Origin of the sequence: Streptomyces sp. WAC 01529 (genome assembly GCF_003945545.1) — a bacterium.
Classification (GTDB): domain Bacteria; phylum Actinomycetota; class Actinomycetes; order Streptomycetales; family Streptomycetaceae; genus Streptomyces; species Streptomyces anatolicus.
Genome location: NZ_CP029617.1, coordinates 3,980,218 through 4,004,101 on the forward strand (window position 1 = coordinate 3,980,218; position 23,884 = coordinate 4,004,101).

Consider the following 23,884-nt stretch of genomic DNA (forward strand, 5'->3'; position numbering starts at 1 on the left):
GGGGGCCCAGCCGGTTCCGGCCCCGCAGGGAACGGCCCTGGTCAGACCAGGCGGACCGGCTTCTCCTGGCGGACGCCGAGGCGGGTGAGCCAGTCCCGCAGCGGGGACGGATCCCCGTGCTCGACGAGACGCAGGACTCGCGGCGCGAGATCCGCCGCGCGCTCCCCGTCGACAAGGAGCGCGGGCCCGTCGAGCCAGTCCAGGCCGGGCACCGCCCCCGCCGTGTCCACCGCCGCGCAGCACACCATCGCCGTGACGTGGTCGGCCAGCAACTCCCGGCCGGTGCGCGGCGGCTGGAGCGGGAACAGTGGCAGCGCGCCGTCGTCCCAGAGCGCCTCGTCAGGGCCCTGCCCCGCGGGCGCGGGCCGGGCCGGGGCCGCGGCCTCCTCCCGGGCCAGCTCGGCGCTGAGTCCTGCGGCGAGGATGCCGCTGGGGCTCCCTTCGGGGAGGTCGCCGCCCTCCTCGTCCTCGGCGCCGCTGACGTCTTCGTCGGGGGCGCCTTCACCGGGGGCGCCTTCACCGGGGGCGCCAGTGGCATCCCCGTACGCAACCGCACCCGCACCCGCAGACGCACCCTCCGGCCCCCCAGACCCGCTCCGCGCAGACGTCAGATGGTCCAGGACCCGGGCGAGGGTCGGGCCGTCGGGGTCCGGGGCCGTGGGGTCGGCGGGGTGGTGGCCGACGCCCAGGGAGTCGAGGACCCGGTGCAGCCGCGCCGCGTCCATGCGCCACTTGCGGTCCACGACCTCGTCCGGATACTCCTGCCAGGCCACCGGCGCCCAGTCCGGCCCCGTCTCCGCGGGGCCTCCATGGAAGAGGCGGGCCGCGAGCAGCGAGGCCGCCTCGTCCACCGAACCGGGCTCCTCCAAGAGGTCACACGCGGGACGCTCGCCCAGGCGCGAGGCGAAACCCTCCGCGAGCCGGTCCCTGCGGGACAGCTCCGTCAGCGCGGAGACCACGCCCGCGTCCAGCCGGGAGGGCCAGCGGCCCATGCGCCAGGCGGGCAGCGCGACCCGGGTGAGCAGCCGGTCCCAGCCCGCGTACGCGAGGCCGACCTGCTCCTGGGCGACGATCCGCACCCCATAGTCGACGGTCTGGGCACGCTCCGCCGCGGCCGAGGCGACGCCGCGCTCCATCTCGGCGGCATGGACCCGGCAGTTGCGCAGGAGCAGCCGGGCGATCCGGCCGACGCCACCGAGCACCGTACGGCTCACGGGGTCGCGGCCCGGGGCAGCGGCGACCGCGACGGCGGCGTCGAGCCCCCGCACGAAGCGCCGGGCGGCGGCTATGTCGGGGTGCGCGGAGGGGCCCGTGCCCGCCACGACGGGGGCGAGGACCGCGCGCAGCTCACCGACCCGCATCCACCACAGGAAGGGCGAGCCGATCACGAGCACCGGGGCGGTCGGCGGCCCGCTGTGCGGGGCGCGGGCGCCGCCCACGGCGTCGGAGGCCCCTTTCGCGGTCCCGGCGGTGTCCTTGGCCCGCGCGGACGAGCTGTGCGCCCGGTGGGCGCGGTCCTCCAGCCAGCTGTCGCAGTCGGGGGTGAGCGCTATCGCCGAGGGCGCGGGCACGTCCAGGCGGTCGGCGAGATCGCGGACCAGGCGGTACAGATCGGGGGCCGATTCCTCGGCGATCGCGACCGTCGGACTCAGGGCGGGCCTGGCCCTCGCGACGACCAGCGCCACGCCCGCCGCGACGAGCAGCACCAGCACGGCGAGCACCGACACGACCCAGCGCACGGCGTCCCAACTCCCGCCGCTGATATGGCCCGTGGCCCCGCCCGCGAGCAGCACGACGGCGGCGGCCGCGGGCAGCAGGGCGACGGCCAGCGCCCGGCTGCGCAGACGCAGCACGGCGAGGGCCCGGGAGCGCGCGGCCTGCGCGCCGACCTCCACACCCGTACCTGACACGACCGATGGCACCCCCTGCTTGCCTACTGCTCGGCCACCGGCGAGGGCCGGTGGCACACATCAACGGCGTTGCTCTTGCTCACTCCCCCACTGTGGCACCCGCCACCGACATCGCAATGCCGGTGGTCTGTTTGGCTCTGGGCGCCCTGAACACTTGCGCCGCACCCTAGTTGGGGTACCGGGCGTCGTCAGCCGGATGGGCCAGCGGTCACTCGATGGAATGGCTTTGGCTAAAGGTGGGTGCCGAAAAGGCCCCGGATCCAGGTCGGATCCGGGGCCTTGCGGGTGTTCTGCCGCAGGAGCCGTTACCCGGCGTCCGCGTCGTCTGCGTCGTCCACGGCCGCCTTCGCCGCGATGTCCGTACGGTACTGGGAGCCGTCGAGGCGGATGCGGGACAGCGCGGCATACGCGCGTTCGCGGGCCTCGGTGAGGCCCTCGCCGGTCGCCGTCACGGAGAGCACGCGGCCGCCCGCGCTGACGACGGCGTCGCCGTCCCGCTTGGTCCCGGCGTGCAGAACGTACGCGTGGGGGGCATCCTGTGCCGCCACCTCGTCGAGTCCCTCGATGGGGTCGCCCGTGCGAGGCGTACCGGGGTAGTTGTGCGAGGCGACGACCACGGTCACCGCGGCCTCGTCGCTCCAGCGCAGCGGGGGCAGGTCGGCGAGGTTGCCGGTCGCCGCGGCCATCAGGAGCCCGGCGAGCGGGGTCTTGAGGCGGGCCAGGACCACCTGGGTCTCGGGGTCGCCGAAGCGGGCGTTGAACTCGATGACGCGTACGCCGCGGCTGGTGATCGCGAGGCCCGCGTAGAGCAGCCCCGCGAACGGGGTGCCGCGGCGGCGCAGCTCGTCGACCGTCGGCTGGAGCACGCTCCGCATGACGTCGTCGACCAGCTTCGGGTCGGCCCACGGGAGGGGCGAGTACGCGCCCATGCCGCCGGTGTTCGGTCCCTCGTCCCCGTCGAGCGCGCGCTTGAAGTCCTGGGCGGGCTGGAGGGGGACGACGGTCTCGCCGTCGGTGACCGCGAAGAGGGAGACCTCGGGGCCGTCCAGGAACTCCTCGATGACCACGCGGTCGCAGGCCAGGGCGTGGGCGCGGGCCGCCTCGATGTCGTCCGTGACCACGACGCCCTTGCCGGCGGCGAGTCCGTCGTCCTTGACGACGTACGGCGCTCCGAAGGCGTCGAGAGCCTCGTCGATCTCCTCCGCGGTCGTGCATACGTACGACCGGGCGGTCGGCACGCTCGCGCCCGCCATGACGTCCTTCGCGAACGCCTTGGAGCCCTCCAGCTGGGCGGCCTCCTTGGACGGGCCGAAGCAGGGGATGCCCGCGGCGCGCACGGCGTCGGCGACGCCCGCGACGAGGGGGGCCTCCGGTCCGACGACGACGAGCCCCGCGCCGAGCCGCTGGGCGAGGGACGCCACGGCGGCACCGTCGAGGGCGTCGACCTGGTGCGTCTCGGCCACTTCCGCGGTGCCGGCGTTGCCGGGGGCGCAGTGCAGTTCGGAGACGGCGGGGTCGAGGGACAGAGAGCGGCACAGGGCGTGTTCGCGGGCACCACTGCCGATGACGAGGACCTTCACGGGGTCAGCCTAGCTGGCGGCGCGGTCCGCCTTTGTGCGGGCCACCTAGCGCTGGCTCCGGAGCCTTTTGTACGTTTCTACAGCGGGCCTGCGCTCTGGAGGGGCTGGCGGGCCCCCAGGCGCCGCCGCTAGGCGGCCGGATGCTTCCACCCACCCACCCGTTGCCGCACCCCGTTGCCGCACCCACCCCGTCCCGTCCGTCCGTCCGTACCTATTCGTTCGGGTACTCGTCGACCACCGTCGCGCCCAGTTCGCGGACGATCAGGTCGTGGCCGGAGAGGGCCGATTCGACGAGGTCCGGGTCGTCGTCCTCGGGGGTGTCGTCCTCCGGGGAGACATGCTCCGGGGCGGGGGGCGCCGACCGGGGAGGCGGCGTGGGGTCCGGGGTCGGCGGTGGCGGGGCCTGCTGGGCAGGGGCCGGGGCCGGAGGCGGTGTCGGGTGGTGCTGGGGCGGGGCCGCGGGGCGCGGGGCCGCCGGGGCGCCGCCGCCGAAGTTGCCCGCGGCCGGCGGCGGCGCGGAGCCGCCGGAGGGGTCGACGATCGCCTCGACCTTCCACTGCACACCGAACTGCTCGGACAGCGCCTGGCGCAGCACGTCCTCGCTGCCGCTGCTGGCGAAGTTGTCCCTCGCCCCGGCGTTGACGAAACCGATCTGGAGGGTCGTGCCGTCGAACCCCGCCACCTGGGCGTTCTGGCTGAGCAGGATCCAGGTGAAGCGGCGGCGGTTCTTCACCGCCTCCAGGATGTTCGGCCAGAGGGTGCGCGGGTCGGGTCCGCCCGCGGGCGCCGCCTGGTGCGCCATGGGCGCGGGGCCCTGCGGGGCCGGGGCCGGGCTCGCAGCAGGCGCGGGCGCGGGAGCCTGCGCTCCGCTGCCCATGGGCGCCGCGGTCGGCCAGCCGCCCGGCCTGGGCCCTGACTCCGGAGCGGGGGTGGAGGCAGGGGCAGGGGCGGGCGCCGAGGCCGTCGGCGCGGGACCGCCACCCGGGGCCGAGGCCGTCGGCCAGCCCCCGGGCCGCCGCTCCGCCGAGGCGGCGGGAGCGGCAGGGGGAGCCGCGGGGGCGACGGGGGGAGCCGCGGGGGCGGCAGGAGGAGCCGCGGCCTGCGGCGCCGGGGCGGCGACCGCCTCCGGGGCAGCCGGGACAGCCGCTTCCGGGGCCGAGCCGGCCTGCGGCGCCCCGGACCCTCGTACAGCCGCACGCACGGCAGCGGCACCGCCCCCCGGAGGAACCGGCGCGCCTCCCGCGTGGGCCTCGGGCCCGGGCACGTACGCCATCGCGGGGCCGGGACCCTGCCCGCCCGGCACGAAATTCCCGCCGCGTTCAAGGCGGTCGAGGCGGGCCATGACGGAACGCTCGTCGTCATACGCGGCGGGGAGCAGCACGCGCGCGCAGATCAGCTCGAGCTGGAGCCGGGGCGAGGTGGCGCCCCGCATCTCCGTCAGGCCGTCGTTCACGATGTCGGCCGCGCGGCTCAGCTCGGCGCCTCCGAAGACACCGGCCTGCGCCTGCATCCGCTCCACGACGTCCGCGGGGGCATCGATGAGCCCCTTGTCGGCGGCGTCCGGCACGGCCGCGAGGATCACCAGGTCGCGCAGCCGCTCCAGGAGGTCGGCGACGAAGCGCCGCGGGTCGTTGCCCCCCTCGATGACGCGGTCCACGACCTCGAAGGCCGCCGCCCCGTCCCCCGAGGCGAAGGCCTCGACCACGGAGTCGAGCAGCGAACCGTCCGTGTACCCCAGCAGGGAGGTCGCCATGGCATACGTCACACCCGCCTCGCCCGCGCTGGCGAGCAGCTGGTCCATGACGGACATCGAGTCACGCACCGACCCGGCACCGGCCCGCACGACGAGCGGCAGCACGCCTTCCTCGACGGCCATGCCCTCGCGGCCGCAGACCTCCGCGAGGTAACTCCGCAGCGTGCCGGGGGGCACGAGCCGGAACGGATAGTGGTGCGTACGCGACCGGATCGTGCCGATGACCTTCTCGGGCTCCGTCGTCGCGAAGATGAACTTGAGGTGCTCCGGGGGCTCCTCGACCACCTTCAGCAGGGCGTTGAAGCCCGCCGGGGTGACCATGTGGGCCTCGTCGATGATGTAGATCTTGTACCGGCTGGACGCGGGGCCGAAGAAGGCCTTCTCGCGCAGGTCACGGGCGTCGTCCACGCCACCGTGCGACGCGGCGTCGATCTCGATGACGTCGATCGAGCCCGGGCCGTTCCTCGCCAGGTCGCGGCAGGACTGGCACTCGCCGCAGGGGGTGGGAGTGGGACCCTGCTCACAGTTGAGACAGCGGGCCAGGATGCGCGCGCTCGTCGTCTTGCCGCAGCCGCGCGGGCCACTGAACAGGTACGCGTGATTGACCCGGTTGTTCCGCAGCGCCTGCTGCAGCGGGTCTGTCACATGCTCCTGCCCGATGACCTCGGCGAACGACTCCGGGCGATAACGGCGGTACAACGCGAGAGACGACACGCATACGAGGTTATAGGCGACCACCGACAACCCGGACCGCCCCAACGCAAAGCGCCCCTCACGCACCCGCCAGAGCCGACCTACCCTTGCTGCCTTCCGGCCCTGGGGGAGTTCAGTCAGATAGCGCCACGTGAGGGGCTGGCCCCCACAGTAGCGGATCCCCCGCCCCGGAAGCGACGCCGGTGGCGACCGGTACCGCCCCGCGACGACCCCGCCGACGATCACGGCGCCGATCCCGAGGCCGACCTCGGGACCGTGTTCGCGAGCACTGCCCAACGTCTTGTATTGTTTGCGGCGGAGGATTCGCCTAGTGGCCTAGGGCGCACGCTTGGAAAGCGTGTTGGGGGCAACCCCTCACGAGTTCGAATCTCGTATCCTCCGCACTCGCCCGCAAGGGCAGACGAAGGTCCCGACCGCTCAGCGGCCGGGACCTTCGTCGTTCTGGGAGTCGGGCAGCCAAGCGCGGCGGAGGCGCCGGCAGATCATCGCCTGCACGCTCGCCGGGCGGGAAGGGGCCGCTTCCTCGTGCTGGGGCTCCCCTTCCTCGGGGCGACGCCCGCCATGCTGGGGGCACGGACGGGCGTCGTTCGGATCCTAAGCGGTTGTGTGCCGGCTCATCCGTCGGTTTTGCGCGAGTACTCCAGTGAGGGCGGGGGGAGTTGGGCTCCGCTGGTGGGTGGCGCGGCTCGGGTTGCGGCCTGGCCCGGGCAACACCGAGGCCTCGGGCTTCTTCGGCGGTGCCCTCTGGCTCTTGAGGGGCATGGCCTGGGGGCGCAGGTTGTCACGTATTCTCCGCAGTCGCCCGTCCGGGCGGCCGAGGAAGAGGATGGCAGTTCGTGTCACGGGTGTCGGGAGGGGCGCGGGTCTCGCGGGCCTCGGGGGTGGCGGGGGTCTCTGGGGCGGCAGGGGTCTCTGGGGTGGTGCGGGTGCGCCGGCTCGTTGTCGGGTGGGGGCGGGGTGTGCTGCTTCATGAGTGGCACGGTGTCGTCGCCCTGCCGTGGCGCCGGCTTCGTGAGCGCGGGCCCCTGGGGGTCTCGCTGGCCCTCTTCGCCGCCATCGCGGTCATCGGCCTGCACGCCTTCCAGCAGACCGGCCTCGGCGCCGACGTGCTGCGGGTGGTCAGTGAGGTGCGGGGCGACCAGCCGGTCTGGCTGACTCTGCTGCGTACGCCCGTATCGATGTTCGTACCCGCGGTGGATCTGCCCGTGTGGGGTGGGCTGCCGCGGCTGGTGCTGGCCTTCGCGCTCGCGGAACTCCTCTTCGGCCGCGTACGCACCCTGGTGGTGGCGTACGCGGTCACGCTCGCCGGGACGTTCGGGGCGCGCGTGATGATCGCGCTCGGTCCCGAACGGCTCGGGCTCCCCGGAAGCGCCGCGCACGTCGTGGACACCGGGACCTCCGCCGCCATCGTCGGACTCTTCGCCTACACGGCGGTGCGCCTGCGGGCTCCCGTGCTCTTCGTCGCCGCCGTGGTCCCTACGGTGGTGGGTTCGTGCGCCGAGCCGGATCTCGCGGGGCGTGAGCATCTGATCGCCGTGGCCGTCGCCGTGGTCCTCGGGGGCGTCGTGTCGTACCGGAGGCGGGTCCTCCGTCGGTCGGGGCCGTCCGTTGTCAGTGGCCGCTGCCAGAATCGGTGGCAGGTGAGCAGGGAGGGGTCGGGCATGGCAGTTCTCTACGCGCGGGAGCCGTTGGCCGTGGCGGTGAGCGGGGCGATCCGGGGCGGTGATGTCCCGGCGCTCCAAGCACTGCTCGACGCGCATCCTGGCCTGGCCTCCTCGGGCATCCGACAGGTCGGGGAGGCCGCGGGGACGCGGAGCCTGCTGCACGTCGCCACGGACTGGCCGGGGCACTTCCCTTCGGGGCCCGAGGTCATCCGCGTCCTGGTCGCGGCGGGCGCCGACCCCGACGCCCGTTTCGTGGGCGCCCACGCGGAGACGCCGCTGCACTGGGCGGCGAGCAATGACGACGTGGCGGCGGTGGACGCCCTCGTCGCCACCGGTGCGGACATCGAGGCGGGCGGAGGGGTTATCGCGTACGGCACTCCGCTGGCCGACGCGCGGGGGTTCGGCCAGTGGCGGGCGGCGCGGCGGCTGTTGGAGCACGGGGCGCGGACGACCTTGCAGGACGAGGCGACGCTCGGGCTGCTGGATCGCGTACGGGCCCGCGTGGCGGCGGACCCGCCGAGCCCCGATGACCTCGACAGCGCGTTCTGGGGCGCCTGCCGGGGCGGGCAGTTGGCCACGGCGCGGTATCTGCTGGAGCGGGGCGCCGCGCTCGACCGGGTCGGGTACGAGGAGATGACCCCACTGGACGCCGCCGTCGCGGCGGGCGCGGAGGACTTCGTCGCGGCGGGTGCGGAGGACGTCGTGGCGTGGCTGCGGGGGCGGGGGGCGGGGTCGGGGGCGTAGTTGTGAGGTGTTGGCGGTATGGAGGTGGGGGCGAGGCACTGAGGGGTGTTGGCGGTGGGTGGGGGCGTTGCCTGGGTGGGGCGGAGCACTGAGGGACGTTGTCGTTGGGCGGGGGTCGTGCCCGGGCGGGGCGCTGGCGGGCTTGCGTGGCTTAGGGCCTCCCGTGGCTGGGGCTTGCGGAGCTCGGGGGGGCCGGGGTCTCGCCGGGCGTGGGCCTCACGCGGCTCCGGGCCTCGCAGGGCCGGGCCTTGCCAGCCTGGGCCTCGCGTCGCTCCGCGCCGCGCAGGGTCGGGGCCTTCCGGGCGTGATCCCCACGTCGCTCCGCGCTTCGCCGGGCCGGGGCCCTGCCGGGCGCGGGCCCACGCGGCTCTCCGCCTCGCCGGGCCGGGGCCGGGCACCAGCGCCTTCCTCTTCCGTTCCGGAGCCCGGCATCTCGGCTCAGGGCATCAGGTCTCCCCGCCCGCCGGACAGCAGGGCCAGACGTTCGATCCGAGGGCGCCGGTTTCCCGGAGTCACGCAAAGCAGGGCTCCCCGCCCGGCAGTCGGCAGGGTCAGGCATTCGTAACCGCAGGGCACCGGCACCCCGGAGCTACTTCGCCGGGGCCGCTCCAGCCTGCCGGGCCGGCCCCGGGAGCTCGCGTCGCTTCCGTACCGGTGAGAGGAACACCGGCAGGAACGCCAGCGCCATGATCACGCCGCCCGTCCAGACCGCACCCCGTACCGAACCCACCTCGCCGACCAGGCCCGACACCGCGGCGCCGATCGCGAGGGCACCGCTGAGCAGGAAGCGGAAGGTGGCGTTCATGCGGCCCAGGAGGGCGTCGGAGGTCATGCCCTGACGCAGGCTCACGCCGAGCACGTTGTCCATTCCCGTCTTGAACAGGGCGAGCAACCACCCCGCGCCCGCCACATACAGCCAGGGCCCGCGGTCCACGAGCGGCACGAGCAGCCCCGCGGGAGCCAGGCACAGGCCCGCGAGGCCGAGAGCGCGGCCGAAGCCGACGCGCGCCGCGATCACCCGGGCGCACCGCGCTCCGAGCAGCATCCCAACGCCGCCCACCGCCCAGAACAACCCCAACGCCCCCGCCGTCAGCCCGAGTTCGCTGACGAAGAGCACGGGCAGCATGGTGTTGACGATCTGGGAGCCGAGGTTGCTGAGCGAGGCGGTGAGAGCCAGGGCCCGCAGTTCCTTGTTGCCGAGGACGTGACGCAGGCCTTCGGCTATCTGGGGGCCGAGACGGGGACGCCCGCTCGGGGCGCCCCGTCCGACGGACCCGTGTCCACCGGCGCCCCGCACCGCAGTGAGCCGCAGTGCCGACGCCATATAGCTGACGGCCGTGCACACCACGGCGACGGGTGCCGTGAGCAGCACCATGAGTCCGCCGCCCGCGCCGCGCCCCGCCACATTGCCGGCGGCCATCAGCGTGACCATGGCGGCGTTGGCCCGCACCAGGCCGTTGCGGCCCACCAGTTGGGGCAGCACGCTCTGGGAGGCGACGTCGAAGAAGACGGTGGCGCAACCGTTCAGGAAGACCACCGCGTAGAGCTGCCCGAGGGTCAGACACTCCAGCCACCAGGCCAGCGGCACGGTGGCGTACAGCGACCCTCGCACGAGGTCGGCCGCGATCAGCACGCGCCGGTGCCGCATCCGGTCGACCCAGGCCCCGGCGGGCAGCCCGATGAGCAGGAACGCGACCATGCTCAGGGTCGCCAGGGCGCCGACCTGCCCCGGCCGCGCGTCCAGAGCGGTCACGGCGACCAGGGGGACGGCCACGTATCCGACGTTGGTGCCGAGTTGGCTGAGCGCCGTGGCACTGAACAGGACACGGAAGTCGCGCACGCGCCACGGTGAGTCGGGTGGGGACGGCGAAGAGGGTTGGGCGGAGGGTCGTGCGGGTGGTGGCGGTGAGGAGTGCGCGCTCGGTTCCATTCGTCCTTCTCATCCAGGGATCGAACCTGTGCTCTTGCGCGGCACACCGTCCCCACGATCCGCACAGTTCCCAGCGGTCGCAGGAGCCACAGGCATCGCGCAAGCCACAGCCGTCGTAGGAGTCACAGCCGTCGTAGGAGTCGCAGGTGCCTTGGGCACCACAGCCATCGTGAGACTCCCAGCCGTCGCAGGAGTCACAGGCTTCGCGACAGCCACAGACTTCGCGGCAGCCGCAGGCTTCGCGGCAGCCGCAGAAGACCCCCCAGCAGACCCCGCCCCATCCCGCCCCCGCCACCCCTTTTCACTCCTGGTCAGCCCTACCCCCACCAACACCACCGCCATGCCCAACACCACCCTCGTCCCGATCTCCTCGCCGAGCACGAGCGCGCCGAGGGCCACCGAGACCACAGGCAGCAGATAGCCGACGGTGGCGGCGGCGGTGGGGCCCTCGTCCGCGATGAGACGGGAGTTGAGGTGGAAGGTGATGCCCGTACCGAGCGTGCCCAGGATGACGACCGCGACGATCCCCGTGAGCGTCGGTGACGACGTGCCGGCCGGGGCGGCGGGCAGGGCGAGCGTGGTCAGGCCGGTCGCGGTGAGCAGCTGGGCCGCGGAGAGGGCCAGCGGCGCCGAGTCGCGGGCGATGAGGTGGCGGGCCATGTAGGCGAAGGCGACCGCGTAACTGGCCGCCGCGGCGAGCAGCGCCAGCGCCCCCCAACTGGCCAGCCCTGTCCGCTGCCAGGGCGCGAAGATCAGCAGGGTGCCCGCGAAGCCGAGCAGCAGGCCGGTGAGGCGGAGCGGGCCGAGGCGGCGTTCGGTGCGCAGCATCAGGCCGATGGCGAGGGACCACAGAGGGGTGGTGGCGTTCAGTACGCCGGCGACGCCCGAGTCGACGGTCTGCTCGCCGACGCTGAAGAGGAAGAACGGCAGGGCGTTGCAGAAGAAGGCGGCCACGGCAAGCCGCCCCCAGACCCGCCTGCCGCGCGGCATCCGCTGCCCGGCGGCACGGGCCAGGACGAGCAGGACGGCGGCGCCGAGCGCGCACCGGGTGATCGTGAGGTGCAGGGGCGCGAGGCCGCCGCTGAGGGCGAGCTTGATCCAGAGGAAGCCGGAGCCCCAGAGAAGGGCGAGGACGGCCATGCGTACGAGGGTGGCGCGGGGTCCGCTGAGCACGGTTCGCCTCCTGACTTCGACGGACGGACGGACGGGACGGGGCGGTGCGGAAGGGCAAGGCAAGGCCTTCGTACGGTCTCCCGACCCCCACCTGTAAGACAAGCGAAAAGATCTGGACCCAGAATTAAGCTGTGCTGCACGCTCCGACGGCGGCACACGGCACACTGGCCGCATGCTTGATATGCGGCGCATGCAGATCCTGCGGGCGGTGGTCACCAGTGGCTCGGTCACGGCGGCTGCCCGGAACCTCGGGTACACGCCCTCGGCCGTCAGCCAGCAGATGGCGGCCCTGGAGAAGGAGGCAGGCATCGCGCTCCTGGAACGTAACGGCCGCGGAGTGCGCCCCACGGACGCGGGCCGCGTGCTCACGGAGTACGCGACGGTCATCGGCCGCCACGCCGCCGAGGCGGAGACCGCGCTCGCCGAACTGCGCGCGGGGCGCAAGGGCCGCGTCTCGATGCGGTACTTCGCCTCGGCGGGGGCCCCTCTCGTCGCCCCCGCGCTCGCGGCGCTGCGGCGCGAACAGCCGGGTGTACAGGTGGAGTTGAAGCTCTATGAACCGGACGACCCGGTTACGGAGGTGAAGGCGCGGCGGGCCGACGTGGCGCTGGTGGTGGGGCCGCGGGGCCGGGCGGAGGTGGACGGGATCCGGTTCGTGCACCTGCTCGACGACCCCTACCGGGCGGTGCTCCCGCAAGGCCATCGGCTCGCGGAGCGGGCGGTGCTGGAGATGACGGACCTCGCGGAGGAGGCGTGGGTGGCGGGTGAGACGCCGGGCCCGTGCCTGGACCCGGTGCTCGACGCGTGCGCGGCGGCGGGTTTCACCCCGGACTTCGTGGTGGAGAGCGGCGACTACGCCACGGCCCAGGGTTTCGTCGCCGCCGGCCTCGGCATCACCCTCATCCCGGAGCTGGGCCTGGCCGCCGGGCACCGCCCCGACGTGGTCGTACGAGAGGTCAGGGGCCCGGAGCCGGTACGCGCGATCCACGCGGCGGTACGGTCCGGCTCGCCGGTCCCCCCGGCGCTGCGGGGGTTGCTGGAGGCGCTGCGAGTGGCGGCGGGGTCTGGCGGGGCGCCTTAGGGAGGGACGCGAGCGTCTGGCAGGCACCACACCTGAAGGCCCGCCGCACGGTCCCCTGAAGGCACGCTTACAGTCCCGTCCCCTGAGGGCACACCTCACGGTCCCGCTTCCTGAAGGCACACCTCACAGCCCTGACCCCTGAAGGCCCGCCTCACACCCCCCGCCTAAGGCGCGCCCCGCCAGGCCCCGCCAGGCCCCGCCTAAGGCGCCCCGCCAGGCCCCGCATAACTCCGCAACTCCACCCGCTGCCCGGGCCCCCACTCCTGCTCGACGACGGCCAGCAGTTGCCAGCCCAGGCGTTCGTAGAGCGCGGCGGCCGACGCATCGGACGAGACCACGTCAAGTACCGGGTGCAGACCGCGCGCCCGCGCCTCCCGCACCGCCCGGCCCATCAGGAGCGCCCCGATGCCGTGGCCCCGCGCGTCCGGCGCCACGAACAGCCGGCTGACCACGGCCGCCGCCTCGACGCCCACGCCCGCGCGCTCGCTCCACAGCCCCGGCGCCACGTCCCCCGCCCCGCTCCGGGCGAGCCCGACGTGCCCGACGATCCGCCCGTCCACCTCCGCCACCCAGGCGCCGAGCGTGGCGGCACCGGAGAGCCAGTCGGCGGGCAGCGCAGGCCAGTTGACGGGGTAACCGTCGACCTTGTGGACCTGGACGAGCACACCGACGCACGCCTCCAGATCACGCTCACCGGCCCGCTCCCGCACGCGCAGCACGGGGTGGCCCTCGGCCGCGTCGGCGACCCGGTCTCGTCTCATCGGAGCATGGAAGCACAGCGGGGCTCCCGAGGAGGCCCAAACGGCAGGAGGCCCGAACGGCAGCACGCCCAAACGGCACGAGGCCCGAACCGCAGGGGCCGGGCAAGCCCACCCCGCCCCCGCCCGGCCCCCTCACGCCAGCCCCACCAGCTCCCGGTAGTCGGGGCTCCACAGATCCTCCGACCCATCGGGGAGCAGAAGCACGCGGTCCGGTCGGAGCGCGTCGATCGCACCCTCGTCGTGCGTCACCATCACGATGGCCCCGGGATACGTGCCGACCGCCGCGAGCACCTCGTCCCTGGACGCCGGGTCGAGGTTGTTCGTGGGCTCGTCCAGCAGCAGGACGTTCGCGCCCGAGTGCACGAGCCCGGCCAGCGCGAGCCGCGTCTTCTCGCCGCCCGAGAGAACGGCGGCGGGCTTGTCCGCGTCGTCCCCGCCGAACAGGAACGACCCAAGCACCCGCCGCACCTCGCCATCCGTCAGCTGCGGTGCCGCGTCCGCGAGGTTCTCGCGGACGGTCTTCGCGGCCTGGAGGGTGTCGTGCTCCTGCGCGAAGTAGCCGAGCCGCAGGCCGGGCCCGGCGACGACCCGCCCCTCGTCCGGCCGCTCACGCCCGGCGAGCAGCCGCAGCAACGTCGTCTTGCCCGCGCCGTTGAGCCCGAGGACGACCAGCCGGCTGCCCCGGTCGACGGCCAGGTCGACACCCGCGAGGACGCGATGGGACCCGTACGCCTTGGTGAGACTGATCGCGCCGAGCGGCATGCGGCCGCACGGCGCCGGCTCGGGCAGCCGGATCCGCGCGACCTTCTCGCCGCGCCGCACCGGCTCCGTCCCCGCGAGCATGCGCTCGGCACGCCGGTCCATGTTCTTCGCGGCGGTGGCCGTGGAGACGTGCGCCCGCATCTTGTCGGCCTGGGCGCGCAGCGAGGCGGCCTTGCGCTCGGCGTTGGCGCGCTCGCGGGCACGCCGCCGCTCGTCCGCGGCGCGCTGGGCGAGGTAGGTGTGCCATCCGGTGTTGTGTACGTCGATGGCGGCGCGCCCCGGGTCCAGGTGGAAGACGCGGTTCACGGTGTCGGCGAGGAGTCCGGTGTCGTGGCTGATGAGCACGAGACCGCCGGGATACGACGCCAGGTACCCGCGCAGCCAGCCGACCGAGTCGGCGTCGAGGTGGTTGGTCGGCTCGTCGAGCAGCAGCGTGTCGTGGCGCGAGAACAGGATCCTGGCCAGCTCGACGCGGCGCCGCTGGCCGCCCGACAGCTCACCGACGGGGCGGTGCAGCGCCCGCTCGGGCAGCCCGAGCCCGGCGGCGACGCGGGCGGCCTCCGCCTCGGCGGCGTAACCGCCGCGCGCCTGGAAAAGGTCGTCCGCGCGGGCGTAGGCGGCCATGGCCCGCTCCTGCGCGGCCGGACTCGCGGCCTGCGCCATGGCGGTCTCGGCGGTACGCAGCGCGGCGAGGGCCTCGTCCAGGCCGCGGGCGGAGAGGACGCGGTCGATGACGGTGAGGGCGGGGTCGGCGGCGCCGGGGTCCTGGGCGAGGTGGCCGACGGAACCGGCGCGGGTGACGGTGCCGTCGGCGGGGGCCGCGGTGCCCGCGAGGATCTTCATCAGGGTGGTCTTGCCGGCGCCGTTGCGGCCGACCAGGCCGATGCGGTCGCCGGGGGCGATGTGGAAGTCGACGCCGGACAGCAGAAGCCGGGCGCCGACGCGTACGTCGATGCCTCGTACGGTGATCATGGGGTAACGCTCCGCAATAGCGAATGGACACACGGGTGGCGTGAGAGCGGTGTCCTGGCTAGGAAATGCGGGGCGTAGACATGGCACGGAGGCTACCGGGGCGGGGTGCGGCTCGCATGGGCTTTTCTCGGCGCCAGCGCGAGCGGAGCCTCACCGCCGGGGCCCATTTTCAGCACCGCCCCCGCCGCTCCGCGGCGGTCTCCCACCCACCCACCCGTTCACCCCGAACCAGACGGCGAGCCAAAGAAGCCCACCCGTTCACCCCGAACCACGGCGAGCCAAGGAACCCACCCGTTCACCCCGAACCACCCAGCGAGCCAGAGAAACCCACGCGGCGCCTCCCCCGCCCCCTCCCCTCCCTCCCCACACTGCGCGCCACCCCCGACCGAGAGACCATCGATCCATGGACGACGAAGACGTCACCCTTCACCTTCACCTCGCCCAGCAGCCCGAGGCCGACGAGTTGCTCGGGCGCAGTCCGCTGGCCGCGCTGGTCGGGATGCTGCTCGACCAGCAGGTACCTATGGAGTGGGCGTTCGCGGGCCCGTACACCATCGCCCGGCGCCTGAACGCCTCCGACCTCGACGCCCACGAGATCGCCGCGTACGACCCCGAAAAGTTCGCCGCGCTCCTCTCCGCCAAGCCGGCGGTCCACCGCTACCCCGGCTCCATGGCGAAGCGCATCCAGCAGCTCTGCCAGTACCTGGTGGACCACTACGACGGTGACGCCACCGCCCTCTGGCGGGACGCCGCCACCGGCGAGGAACTCCTCAAGCGCCTCAACGACCTGCCCGGCTTCGGCAGACAGAAGGCCCAGATCTTCCTGGCCCTCCTCGGCAAACAGCTCGGCGTACGCCCCAAGGGCTGGCGCGAGGCCGCGGGCGACTACGGCGCCCCCAAGGCATACCGCTCCGTCGCGGACATCACGGGCCCGGACTCCCTCCAGAAGGTCCGCGCCCACAAACAAGAACTGAAAGCCGCGGCCAAGGCCGCGAAGCCCCCGAAGCCCGCCTAGCCCCGGCCCCGCCGGAACGGATCACCCCACCGGCCCGCGGCCGCCGAACCGGCCGGAGGGGACGTGGGGGTATGTGCGAGCGCAGCACAGTGGCCCCCAATAGCCGAGCCAATAAACAACAGGCGCCCACACCGAGATGGCGAGCACGCACATACCCCCACGGCCCCGCCCCACCCACGAAGCCAAGGCGCAGACCGAGCCCAAGGCGCCCCCGCCAGCCCAAGGCGCCCCCGCCAGAACCCGTCACCCCCACCCATTCGAGCGTTTCCCACCCCCCACCGTGGACGCCCTCAACAGGTTCTCGCTCACCTCGGCCCCCGTTCCCGACTGGCACGTTCCCGCTTTGTACCGGTTTCCGGCGGCATTTCCGGGGGCCGCACTCCGTCGCCATGGCTGCGCCCGGAGAGTCTTGACCGGTAGGCTTTCCGTGTGATCTTCAAGCGCATCGGAAACGGCCGGCCGTACCCCGACCACGGCCGGGAAAGCACCCGGCAGTGGGCGGACGTCGCACCGCGCCCGGTCCGCCTCGATCAGCTCGTGACGACCAAGGGCCAGCTCGACCTCGAGACGCTGCTCGCCGAGGACTCGACGTTCTACGGCGACCTCTTCGCGCACGTCGTGAAGTGGCAGGGCGACCTCTATCTGGAAGACGGGCTGCACCGCGCGGTCCGCGCCGCGCTCCAGCAGCGCCAGGTGCTCCACGCGCGCGTACTCGAACTGGACTGACGGCCGGGCTCCGCCCCGACGGCTGGGCCCCACCCCGCCGACCGCGCCCTGAGCCTGCCCCCCTCGGCCGCGTCCACGTTGGCCCTTTCGGGTTGGACTGCCCCCCGGTCAATGATCATTTAGTAGGCATCGCCGCCCCGCCCCACTACGCTGCGCCCATGAGCATGCTCACTCCCCCCGGCATGGGCGGCAAGTACCGCATCACGGGGGACAAATACCCACGCATGCGCCGCACCGGCGGCCGCCGCAGGCTCGTGCTCGCGGTCATCGCCTCCGCCGCGGCCGTGGGCCTGATCGGCTGGGGCACGTTGCAGCTCATCCACGTCTTCTCCGGCGGCGACAAGGCCTCGGCCGCGGCCCCGGCCGCCCCGGAGTGCGACCGCGAGCGGGACAAGGCCCGCAAACCGGGCCCCGACCCCAAGGCGAAGCCCAGACCGCTGCCCAAGCCCGGCCAGATCACCGTCAACGTCTTCAACGCCACGCCCCGCGGCGGCCTCGCCAAGGACACCGCCGACGAGCTGAAGAAGCGCGGCTTCGCCATCGGCGAGGTCGGCAACGCCACGGAGCGGTTCGACAAGAAGGTCAAGGGCACCGGGATACTGCTGGGCGCCAAGGCGGCCGCCGACACCGCCCTGCCCGTACTCGGCACGCAGCTCGCGGGCGCCGAGCACAGGACGGACTCCCGCAAGGGCGGCGAGGTCGACCTGATCCTCGGCACGCGGTTCAAGGATCTGGCCAAAAAAGAGGACGCCGACAAGGCCTTGGCGGAACTCACCAAGCCCAAGCCGGCGCCCACGCCGTCCAACGGCGGAAAGACCTGCTGACCGCCGCCGCCGCTACTTCGCCGCTACTCCGCCGTCCCGTACATCCGGTCCCCCGCGTCGCCGAGCCCGGGCACGATGTAGCCCTGCTCGTTGAGCCGCTCGTCGACCGAGGCCGTCACGACCGTCACCGGCGTGCCCGCCAGCTCGCGCTCCATGACCTCGACGCCCTCGGGGGCGGCGAGCAGCACCACGGCGGTCACGTCGTCGGCGCCGCGCTTGATCAGCTCCCGGATCGCCGCGACGAGCGTGCCGCCCGTGGCGAGCATCGGGTCGAGGACGTACACCTGGCGCCCGGAGAGGTCCTCGGGCATGCGCGTCGCGTACGTGGAGGCCTCCAGGGTCTCCTCGTTGCGGATCATGCCGAGGAAGCCCACCTCGGCGGTCGGGAGCAGCCGCACCATGCCGTCGAGCATGCCGAGGCCGGCGCGCAGGATCGGCACGACCAGCGGACGGGGGTACGACAGCTTGACGCCGGTCGTCCTCGTCACGGGGGTGTCGATGTCGACCTGCTCGGTGCGCACGTCCCGGGTGGCCTCGTACGCGAGCAGGGTGACCAGCTCGTCGGCGAGGCGCCGGAAGGTCGGGGAGTCGGTGCGCTTGTCGCGCAGCGTGGTGAGTTTGTGCGCCACCAGCGGGTGGTCGACGACGTGGATCCGCATGGCATCAACAGTAACCGGGCGCGGCCCCGGCCCCGCGCTGGCATCAACACGTCCGACCGGGGGAAGGTGGGCACGTACGAAGCGAGGTGGTGTGGCCCATGGGGGAACGCAAACCGGACGACGAGACCGAGGCCGAGCGCCGCAGGCGCCGTGCCCAGTTCCTGCGGGAGCGCGCCGAGGCCATCGAGCTGCGCGACCGCGTGAAGCCGCGCCGCGCCCGGGCGGCACGGATGCGTCAGCAGATGCGCATGCGTACGTTCCGCTGGTGACCGCCCCGGCGTCCGGCGGGCCCCGCGGGGGGCCCGGATGAACGCGACGCGGACACAGCGGGCCGAAGACCTCTCCTGACGGCGCGGTTTCTGCCACGATTCCGAATGGGCGGGGCTCGACACAGCACTCCCCGCTCCCCGACCTCGCCGGGGGGACCCCAAACCGCCAACCGGCACTGCCTATGACCAGTGGGAGAGTCACGGTGTACTTCGCCGCACTGCTCGCGCGCACCGAAGACGGGTGGGAAGCGAGCGACACGGAGCTCGACGATGTGGAGACCCTGGCGGATCTGGCCGATCTGGCCCGTGAAGCCACGGTCGACTACGACGACGACACAGTGCTCGTCTTCATCGAACAAGAAGAGGCGTGGTTCGGCGTCGTCCGCGTGGACGGCGAGGAAGACCCTCGTATCTACGTCTCGGACGCCGCCGCGGCGGCCCGCAGCTCGTACGGGGAGATCCTGCTCACCGACGAGATGCTCGGCCGCGACCCGGGGGCCGACGACACGGTCGCCGACCTAGACGCCCTCGATCTCGACGGTACGGAGGACGGAGAACCGGAGGACTCCGTCGACGAAGAGGTGGACGGGCCCGCCGAGCCCGGCGACGCGGTGCCCGCGGGCCCGCTCGGCGACACGGCGATCCTCGTCGACCTCGGTGTCCCGCAGAAGGAGCTGCTCGGGCTCGAACCCGGCGACGCCCTCAACTCGATCGCCGACATCCTCGGCGCGGCGGAGGTGCTCGAAGCGGTCCGCTAGGTTCCAGGTGTGGATCACCTCACCCCATACGACCCCGTACGCGACCGCTGGCGGGCGCCCATGCGGCTGGCTCTGGCCGAGGCCGGGCTGGCAGGCAGGGGCGGTGACGTACCCGTCGGCGCCGTCGTGCTGTCCCCGGACGGCACGACGGTGCTCGGCGCGGGGCACAACGAACGCGAGCTGACCGGCGACCCCACCGCGCACGCCGAGGTCCTCGCCCTGCGCAGGGCCGCGGCCGAGCTGGGGCAGTGGCGGCTGACCGGCTGCACGCTCGTCGTGACGCTGGAGCCCTGCACGATGTGCGCGGGCGCGCTCGTGCAGTCCCGCGTCGACCGGGTCGTCTACGGCGCGCGGGACGACAAGGCCGGAGCGGTGGGCTCGCTCTGGGACGTCGTACGCGACCGGAGGCTCAACCACCGCCCCGAGGTCATCCCCGGAGTCCTCGCGGAGGAGTGCGCCACCCCGCTGACGGACTTCTTCCGGAACCGGTGATACAGAGAATCCGCCCAACGGATTTCAGAACACGGGCCACCTTGGGCTAGAGTTCCTCTCGGTAGCGTGTCCGAGCGGCCGAAGGAGCTCGCCTCGAAAGCGAGTGAAGGGTAACCCCCTTCCGTGGGTTCAAATCCCACCGCTACCGCTTCTCAGCACGAAGGGCCCGTCCAATGGACGGGCCCTTCGTCGTGCTGCCGCGAGAGAAGTGGACGGGGGAAGCGGCATCGGGGGGACAAGCCGCTTCCCCCGGTGAGGACCAGCCCTCAAGTCGGCGCCGCCGTCGGGGGGAAGCGGACGGCGCGGACCCCGCAGTGGGGCCAGTCCCTTGCCCGGGGATTCCTGCCAGATCCGCCGGGCTCACTCTCCATGCTGCGCCCCGCGGCGGCCGGGCAGGGCGGGCAAAGGGCCTCTGCCTCCGGGCCGTTGGTCCTTAAAAGCCTGGTGAGCACGGGGCCGGGTTAGACTCACGGCGGTCGCAGGGGTCACACGGGGCGCGGGTAAGGGGAGGCCAGATCGTGGCGGTGCAGTGGAAGAAGCTCGGCCTCTTCGTCGTGGTCGTCTTCGCGCTCTACGTGATCATCACCGACCCCGCCAAGGCCGCCGACTACGTGCAGATAGGGTTCGAAGGTGTTTCGAGCGCCGCTCAGAGCATCGGCGACTTCATGACGTGGGTCGCCAACGGAGGCAAGGACTGAGCGGCCGCCGACGCCGTCAGGCCTCAGCCCTCTCCAAGGAGTGTCCGTGATCCGCCATCTGGTCCTCTTCAAGCTCAACGACGGTGTACGGCGCGACGAGCCGCGCGTGATCGAGGGCGTCAAGGCCTTCCGCGCCCTCGGCGAGCAGATCCCGGAGCTGACCTTCTGGGAGTGCGACTGGAACATCACCGACCGCCCCATCGCCTACGACTTCGCCATCAACTCGGCGGTCGAGGACACCGATGCGCTGAAGCGGTACATCGAGCACCCGGCCCACCAGGCGGGCGTCGCGCTGTGGCGGGAGTTCGCCACGTGGGTGATCGCCGATTACGAGTTCTGAGCCGCCCGCCCCGGCAGCTCCCGGAACGGCCCCGCACCGCGACGGTGCGGGGCCGTTCCGCGTCCCGGCCCCCAACTTGCCCCTCAACACGTAGTTATCAGGTGCTTGCACACAGTGCACATGTCTTGTGATGCTATGACCGCTTTTGACGGATGAGTTGACCGAGGTCGATCGGTGAAATGGCTGAGGTCGATCGAGCTTGACGTCCTTTGACTGGGCTCGACTGGGCTTGACTGAGAAGGGGTGGCGTTGACCGTGCCGGCCAGTACTGCGCCTGAGGCTCCACCCGCTAATACGGCTCCGCCCACGAACACGGCCACGCCCGCGCACGTGACCCCGCCCGCCGGTACGACCCCGCCCGCCAAGCCCGCCCCGAGCACCGGCAGCACCCGCGGCGCCGACACCCGGGCCCTCACCCAGGTCCTCTTCGGCCAGCTCAAGGAGCTGGAGCCGGGCAGCCCCGAGCACGGCCGGGTGCGCGGCGCCCTCATCGAGGCCAACCTCCCCCTCGTGCGGTACGCGGCCGCCCGCTTCCGCAGCCGCAACGAGCCGATGGAGGACGTCGTCCAGGTCGGCACCATCGGGCTCATCAACGCCATCGACCGGTTCGACCCGGACCGCGGGGTGCAGTTCCCCACCTTCGCGATGCCGACCGTCGTCGGCGAGATCAAGCGGTACTTCCGCGACAACGTGCGTACGGTCCACGTGCCGCGCCGGCTGCACGAGCTGTGGGTGCAGGTGACCGGGGCGACCGAGGACCTCACCACCGCCTTCGGGCGCTCCCCGACGACCGCGGAGATCGCCGAGCGGCTGCGCATCACCGAGGAGGAGGTGCTCGCGTGCATCGAGGCCGGACGCTCGTACCACGCGACATCCCTTGAGGCCGCCCAGGAGGGCGACGGGCTGCCCGGACTCCTCGACCGGCTCGGCTACGAGGACCCCGCGCTCGACGGCGTCGAGCACCGCGATCTCGTACGCCATCTCCTCGTCCAACTGCCCGAGCGCGAACAGCGGATCCTGCTGCTCCGCTACTACAGCAATCTGACGCAATCACAGATCAGCGCCGAATTGGGCGTTTCCCAGATGCATGTGTCGAGACTGCTCGCCAGGAGCTTCGCACGGCTTCGGTCCGCAAATCGGATCGAGGCGTAACCGTATCGAGTGGAGTGCTGTCGGGGCTCTTGCCGACGGCACCGCCTGCTGAAACGGCCCAGACCCCCTCTTTCCTGCACGGATGTCACCCTTGTTTGTCGACAAGTAACTACAGCGCGTTGCCGACATGTGACATTCTGCTGGAACCGCGTTTGCCGTAGCCCCACCTCCGGTATTCAGGTGGAGGCTGCGTTCCTCCGACGGGAGCGCCCGCCGCGACCGTCCGCGACCTCAAGGGGGTGGCATGTCCGCAGACCAGGGCAGCTCGAAGGTGCTCACGCTCACGCTCACCAAGAGCCCGAGCGAATCCGCGCCCGACGCGCTTCAGAGCGCACCCGACGCTCCTCAGGGCGCACCCGACGCTCTCCAGAGCGCGTCGGCTCCGGAAGCCATCGACACCAGGACCCTGTCCCGCTCCCTGTTCCTGCGGCTCGCCGCGCTCGACCAGGACAGCCCCGAGCGTGTCTACGTACGCGACACGCTCATCGAGCTGAACCTCCCCCTCGTGCGGTACGCGGCGGCCCGTTTCCGCAGCCGCAACGAGCCGATGGAGGACATCGTCCAGGTCGGCACGATCGGCCTGATCAAGGCGATCGACCGTTTCGACTGCGAACGGGGCGTGGAGTTCCCGACGTTCGCGATGCCGACGGTCGTGGGTGAGATCAAGCGCTTCTTCCGCGACACCAGTTGGTCGGTGCGTGTGCCGCGCCGCCTCCAGGAGCTGCGGCTCGCGCTGACGAAGACCAGCGACGAGCTGGCCCAGCGCCTTGACCGCTCGCCGACCGTGCCCGAACTCGCCGTGGCGCTCGGGGTCTCGGAGGAGGACGTCGTCGACGGCCTCGCGGTGGGCAACGCCTACACCGCCTCCTCGCTCGACTCCCCTGCCCCCGAGGACGACGGCGGCGAGGGCTCCCTCGCGGACCGGCTCGGGTACGAGGACACGGCCCTTGAGGGCGTCGAGTACCGCGAGTCGCTCAAGCCGCTGCTCGCCAAGCTGCCGCCGCGCGAGCGCCGCATCATCATGCTGCGGTTCTTCGCCAACATGACGCAGTCGCAGATCGGCGAGGAGGTCGGCATCTCCCAGATGCATGTGTCCCGCCTTCTCACGCGGACGCTGGCGCAGCTGCGGGACGGCCTCATCTCGGACTGAGCTTCTCCTCCCTCAACTCCCGGTGTGGCGGCCGACGTTGCTGACGTCAGGCTGAGCGGCGGTACGGAGGGTTCCGGGAGCGGTGGAGAGGGCGGCACGGAGGGGAAGCCGCCGTCCACGCCTGTCCCGCCAGCCATAAAGCGCCCCGCCAGGGGCGCGGGGAACTGCGCGCTCAGCGGAGACGCGCCCGCAGGTCAAGGAAGCGCGCGGGCCGGATCTCCCCCTGCGGGCGCGTCGTGGTCGCTCGCGCAGTTCCCCGCGCCCCTAACGGGGCCCCAGCCGCGCCAGCCATAAAAGGCGCCCCCTCAGGGCGGTCAGGGTTCCTCTGCGGGCGCGTCGTGGCTGGCCGCGCAGTTCCCCGCGCCCCTATCGGGGCTCCAGCCCCGCCAGCCCCCGCGCCGCCGCTACTTGAGCGCCAGCCACGCCACCGCCGCCACGACGGCAATCGCGGCGATCACGCCGAGGATCAGGCCGACCCGGGGGCCGGAAGAGGTGGAAGCCGCCGCCTGTCGGCGTCCCCGCGGCTCCTCGTCGACGAAGGCGCGGAACATCTGCGTGCTGCCGGCGGGGTCGGGGTTGCCCTGGGGTCCCTGGGGGTTGTGTGCCATGGGTCAGGACACTAGCGAATCCCCGGCTCCCGGCCCAACCCCCGCCTGCCTGGGACTTTACGTCCGTATCCGCAGAGCTTTGCCGACTCTTTAGGGCGTTGGTCCGATTTTAGTTTGCCTGCGGCAACCAACTGCTTCTATCGTTGCCC

21 protein-coding genes, 2 tRNA genes and 1 other RNA gene are annotated in these 23,884 nt (G+C 72.7%); 14 read left to right on the forward strand and 10 right to left on the reverse strand.

Annotated elements, in window-relative coordinates; all coding sequences use genetic code 11:
• Positions 1-41: 41 nt before the first annotated feature.
• The 4 genes from DMA15_RS17930 to ffs form a co-directional block, all read right to left on the reverse strand.
• Positions 42-1,910 (reverse strand): hypothetical protein, encoded by a 1,869-nt coding sequence (locus DMA15_RS17930; RefSeq protein WP_125513823.1) that lies wholly within the window; start codon positions 1,908-1,910, stop codon positions 42-44.
• 305 nt (positions 1,911-2,215) lie between these two features.
• The gene (gene purD, locus DMA15_RS17935) at positions 2,216-3,490 is read right to left on the reverse strand and encodes a phosphoribosylamine--glycine ligase (RefSeq protein ID WP_125513824.1); all 1,275 of its coding nucleotides are present in this window, start codon (positions 3,488-3,490) and stop codon (positions 2,216-2,218) included.
• Positions 3,491-3,701: 211 nt separating this feature from the next.
• Positions 3,702-5,957, reverse strand: a complete 2,256-nt coding sequence (locus DMA15_RS17940) for a DNA polymerase III subunit gamma and tau (RefSeq protein ID WP_125513825.1) — start codon at positions 5,955-5,957, stop codon at positions 3,702-3,704.
• Between the two features lie 44 nt (positions 5,958-6,001).
• An RNA gene (gene ffs / locus DMA15_RS17945) (signal recognition particle sRNA small type) lies at positions 6,002-6,100 on the reverse strand.
• A 153-nt stretch (positions 6,101-6,253) separates the two neighbouring features.
• Between ffs and DMA15_RS17950 the strand changes: the two genes are divergently transcribed.
• Positions 6,254-6,338, forward strand: a tRNA-Ser gene (locus tag DMA15_RS17950).
• A gap of 578 nt (positions 6,339-6,916) precedes the next feature.
• A complete protein-coding gene (locus DMA15_RS37520) occupies positions 6,917-8,365 on the forward strand; it encodes an ankyrin repeat domain-containing protein (protein WP_240659840.1) in 1,449 nt (482 codons plus the stop codon).
• A gap of 589 nt (positions 8,366-8,954) precedes the next feature.
• Here the strand turns inward: DMA15_RS37520 and DMA15_RS17960 are convergent.
• The gene (locus tag DMA15_RS17960; protein ID WP_346428914.1) at positions 8,955-10,205 is read right to left on the reverse strand and encodes an MFS transporter; all 1,251 of its coding nucleotides are present in this window, start codon (positions 10,203-10,205) and stop codon (positions 8,955-8,957) included.
• A gap of 99 nt (positions 10,206-10,304) precedes the next feature.
• Positions 10,305-11,468: a DMT family transporter gene (locus DMA15_RS17965; protein WP_346428915.1), complete on the reverse strand. Its 1,164-nt coding sequence runs from the start codon at positions 11,466-11,468 to the stop codon at positions 10,305-10,307.
• A 172-nt stretch (positions 11,469-11,640) separates the two neighbouring features.
• Between DMA15_RS17965 and DMA15_RS17970 the strand changes: the two genes are divergently transcribed.
• Positions 11,641-12,549, forward strand: coding sequence for a LysR family transcriptional regulator (locus tag DMA15_RS17970; protein WP_125513827.1), 909 nt, complete (start codon positions 11,641-11,643; stop codon positions 12,547-12,549).
• Between the two features lie 200 nt (positions 12,550-12,749).
• Here the strand turns inward: DMA15_RS17970 and DMA15_RS17975 are convergent, their stop codons facing one another.
• Together DMA15_RS17975 and DMA15_RS17980 are read right to left on the reverse strand one after the other, a co-directional pair.
• The gene (locus tag DMA15_RS17975) at positions 12,750-13,310 is read right to left on the reverse strand and encodes a GNAT family N-acetyltransferase (protein ID WP_125513828.1); all 561 of its coding nucleotides are present in this window, start codon (positions 13,308-13,310) and stop codon (positions 12,750-12,752) included.
• Between the two features lie 132 nt (positions 13,311-13,442).
• Positions 13,443-15,044 carry an ABC-F family ATP-binding cassette domain-containing protein gene (locus DMA15_RS17980; protein WP_125513829.1) on the reverse strand — a complete coding sequence of 534 codons (1,602 nt, stop codon included), beginning with the start codon at positions 15,042-15,044 and terminating at the stop codon, positions 13,443-13,445.
• A gap of 403 nt (positions 15,045-15,447) precedes the next feature.
• Between DMA15_RS17980 and DMA15_RS17985 the strand changes: the two genes are divergently transcribed.
• The 3 genes from DMA15_RS17985 to DMA15_RS17995 all read left to right on the forward strand — a co-directional run bounded on the left by DMA15_RS17985 (position 15,448) and on the right by DMA15_RS17995 (position 17,609).
• Positions 15,448-16,059: an HhH-GPD-type base excision DNA repair protein gene (locus tag DMA15_RS17985; protein ID WP_125513830.1), complete on the forward strand. Its 612-nt coding sequence runs from the start codon at positions 15,448-15,450 to the stop codon at positions 16,057-16,059.
• A 429-nt stretch (positions 16,060-16,488) separates the two neighbouring features.
• Positions 16,489-16,785 (forward strand): type II toxin-antitoxin system VapB family antitoxin, encoded by a 297-nt coding sequence (locus DMA15_RS17990; RefSeq protein ID WP_003999914.1) that lies wholly within the window; start codon positions 16,489-16,491, stop codon positions 16,783-16,785.
• Positions 16,786-16,943: 158 nt separating this feature from the next.
• Positions 16,944-17,609 carry a LytR C-terminal domain-containing protein gene (locus tag DMA15_RS17995; RefSeq protein WP_240659841.1) on the forward strand — a complete coding sequence of 222 codons (666 nt, stop codon included), beginning with the start codon at positions 16,944-16,946 and terminating at the stop codon, positions 17,607-17,609.
• Positions 17,610-17,632: 23 nt separating this feature from the next.
• On the opposite strand, the gene upp is transcribed toward DMA15_RS17995, so the two are convergent.
• The gene (gene upp / locus DMA15_RS18000) at positions 17,633-18,268 is read right to left on the reverse strand and encodes a uracil phosphoribosyltransferase (protein WP_125513831.1); all 636 of its coding nucleotides are present in this window, start codon (positions 18,266-18,268) and stop codon (positions 17,633-17,635) included.
• Positions 18,269-18,366: 98 nt separating this feature from the next.
• Between upp and DMA15_RS18005 the strand changes: the two genes are divergently transcribed.
• From DMA15_RS18005 to DMA15_RS18040, 8 genes are all read left to right on the forward strand, one after another.
• A complete protein-coding gene (locus DMA15_RS18005) occupies positions 18,367-18,537 on the forward strand; it encodes a hypothetical protein (RefSeq protein WP_240659842.1) in 171 nt (56 codons plus the stop codon).
• Positions 18,538-18,740: 203 nt separating this feature from the next.
• Entirely contained in the window at positions 18,741-19,295 is a 555-nt protein-coding gene (locus tag DMA15_RS18010) for a hypothetical protein (protein WP_125513833.1), read from the forward strand.
• 60 nt (positions 19,296-19,355) lie between these two features.
• Positions 19,356-19,787, forward strand: a complete 432-nt coding sequence (gene tadA / locus DMA15_RS18015; protein WP_125517857.1) for a tRNA adenosine(34) deaminase TadA — start codon at positions 19,356-19,358, stop codon at positions 19,785-19,787.
• 60 nt (positions 19,788-19,847) lie between these two features.
• A tRNA-Ser gene (locus DMA15_RS18020) sits at positions 19,848-19,935 on the forward strand.
• Between the two features lie 370 nt (positions 19,936-20,305).
• Positions 20,306-20,485 (forward strand): hypothetical protein, encoded by a 180-nt coding sequence (locus tag DMA15_RS18025; protein WP_125513834.1) that lies wholly within the window; start codon positions 20,306-20,308, stop codon positions 20,483-20,485.
• A gap of 46 nt (positions 20,486-20,531) precedes the next feature.
• The gene (locus DMA15_RS18030) at positions 20,532-20,825 is read left to right on the forward strand and encodes a Dabb family protein (RefSeq protein WP_125513835.1); all 294 of its coding nucleotides are present in this window, start codon (positions 20,532-20,534) and stop codon (positions 20,823-20,825) included.
• Between the two features lie 243 nt (positions 20,826-21,068).
• Positions 21,069-21,977 carry an RNA polymerase sigma factor SigF gene (locus DMA15_RS18035; protein WP_125513836.1) on the forward strand — a complete coding sequence of 303 codons (909 nt, stop codon included), beginning with the start codon at positions 21,069-21,071 and terminating at the stop codon, positions 21,975-21,977.
• A 244-nt stretch (positions 21,978-22,221) separates the two neighbouring features.
• The gene (locus DMA15_RS18040; protein WP_125513837.1) at positions 22,222-23,127 is read left to right on the forward strand and encodes an RNA polymerase sigma factor SigF; all 906 of its coding nucleotides are present in this window, start codon (positions 22,222-22,224) and stop codon (positions 23,125-23,127) included.
• 404 nt (positions 23,128-23,531) lie between these two features.
• On the opposite strand, the gene DMA15_RS18045 is transcribed toward DMA15_RS18040, so the two are convergent.
• Complete coding sequence (locus DMA15_RS18045; protein ID WP_125513838.1) at positions 23,532-23,735, reverse strand: hypothetical protein; 204 nt, start codon at positions 23,733-23,735, stop codon at positions 23,532-23,534.
• Positions 23,736-23,884: the final 149 nt, after the last annotated feature.

Excerpts from the sequence above, each read along its gene's own strand:
- DMA15_RS18040 (WP_125513837.1), top strand. The coding sequence starts at position 22,222 with ATGTCCGCAGACCAGGGCAGCTCGAAGGTGCTCACGCTCACGCTCACC.
- DMA15_RS17985 (WP_125513830.1), top strand. The coding sequence starts at position 15,448 with ATGGACGACGAAGACGTCACCCTTCACCTTCACCTCGCCCAGCAGCCC.
- tadA (WP_125517857.1), top strand. The coding sequence starts at position 19,356 with ATGCGGCTGGCTCTGGCCGAGGCCGGGCTGGCAGGCAGGGGCGGTGAC.
- DMA15_RS17980 (WP_125513829.1), bottom strand. The coding sequence starts at position 15,044 with ATGATCACCGTACGAGGCATCGACGTACGCGTCGGCGCCCGGCTTCTG.
- DMA15_RS18045 (WP_125513838.1), bottom strand. The coding sequence starts at position 23,735 with ATGGCACACAACCCCCAGGGACCCCAGGGCAACCCCGACCCCGCCGGC.
- DMA15_RS18005 (WP_240659842.1), top strand. The coding sequence starts at position 18,367 with ATGGGGGAACGCAAACCGGACGACGAGACCGAGGCCGAGCGCCGCAGG.
- DMA15_RS17970 (WP_125513827.1), top strand. The coding sequence starts at position 11,641 with ATGCTTGATATGCGGCGCATGCAGATCCTGCGGGCGGTGGTCACCAGT.
- upp (WP_125513831.1), bottom strand. The coding sequence starts at position 18,268 with ATGCGGATCCACGTCGTCGACCACCCGCTGGTGGCGCACAAACTCACC.
- DMA15_RS17995 (WP_240659841.1), top strand. The coding sequence starts at position 16,944 with ATGAGCATGCTCACTCCCCCCGGCATGGGCGGCAAGTACCGCATCACG.
- DMA15_RS17975 (WP_125513828.1), bottom strand. The coding sequence starts at position 13,310 with ATGAGACGAGACCGGGTCGCCGACGCGGCCGAGGGCCACCCCGTGCTG.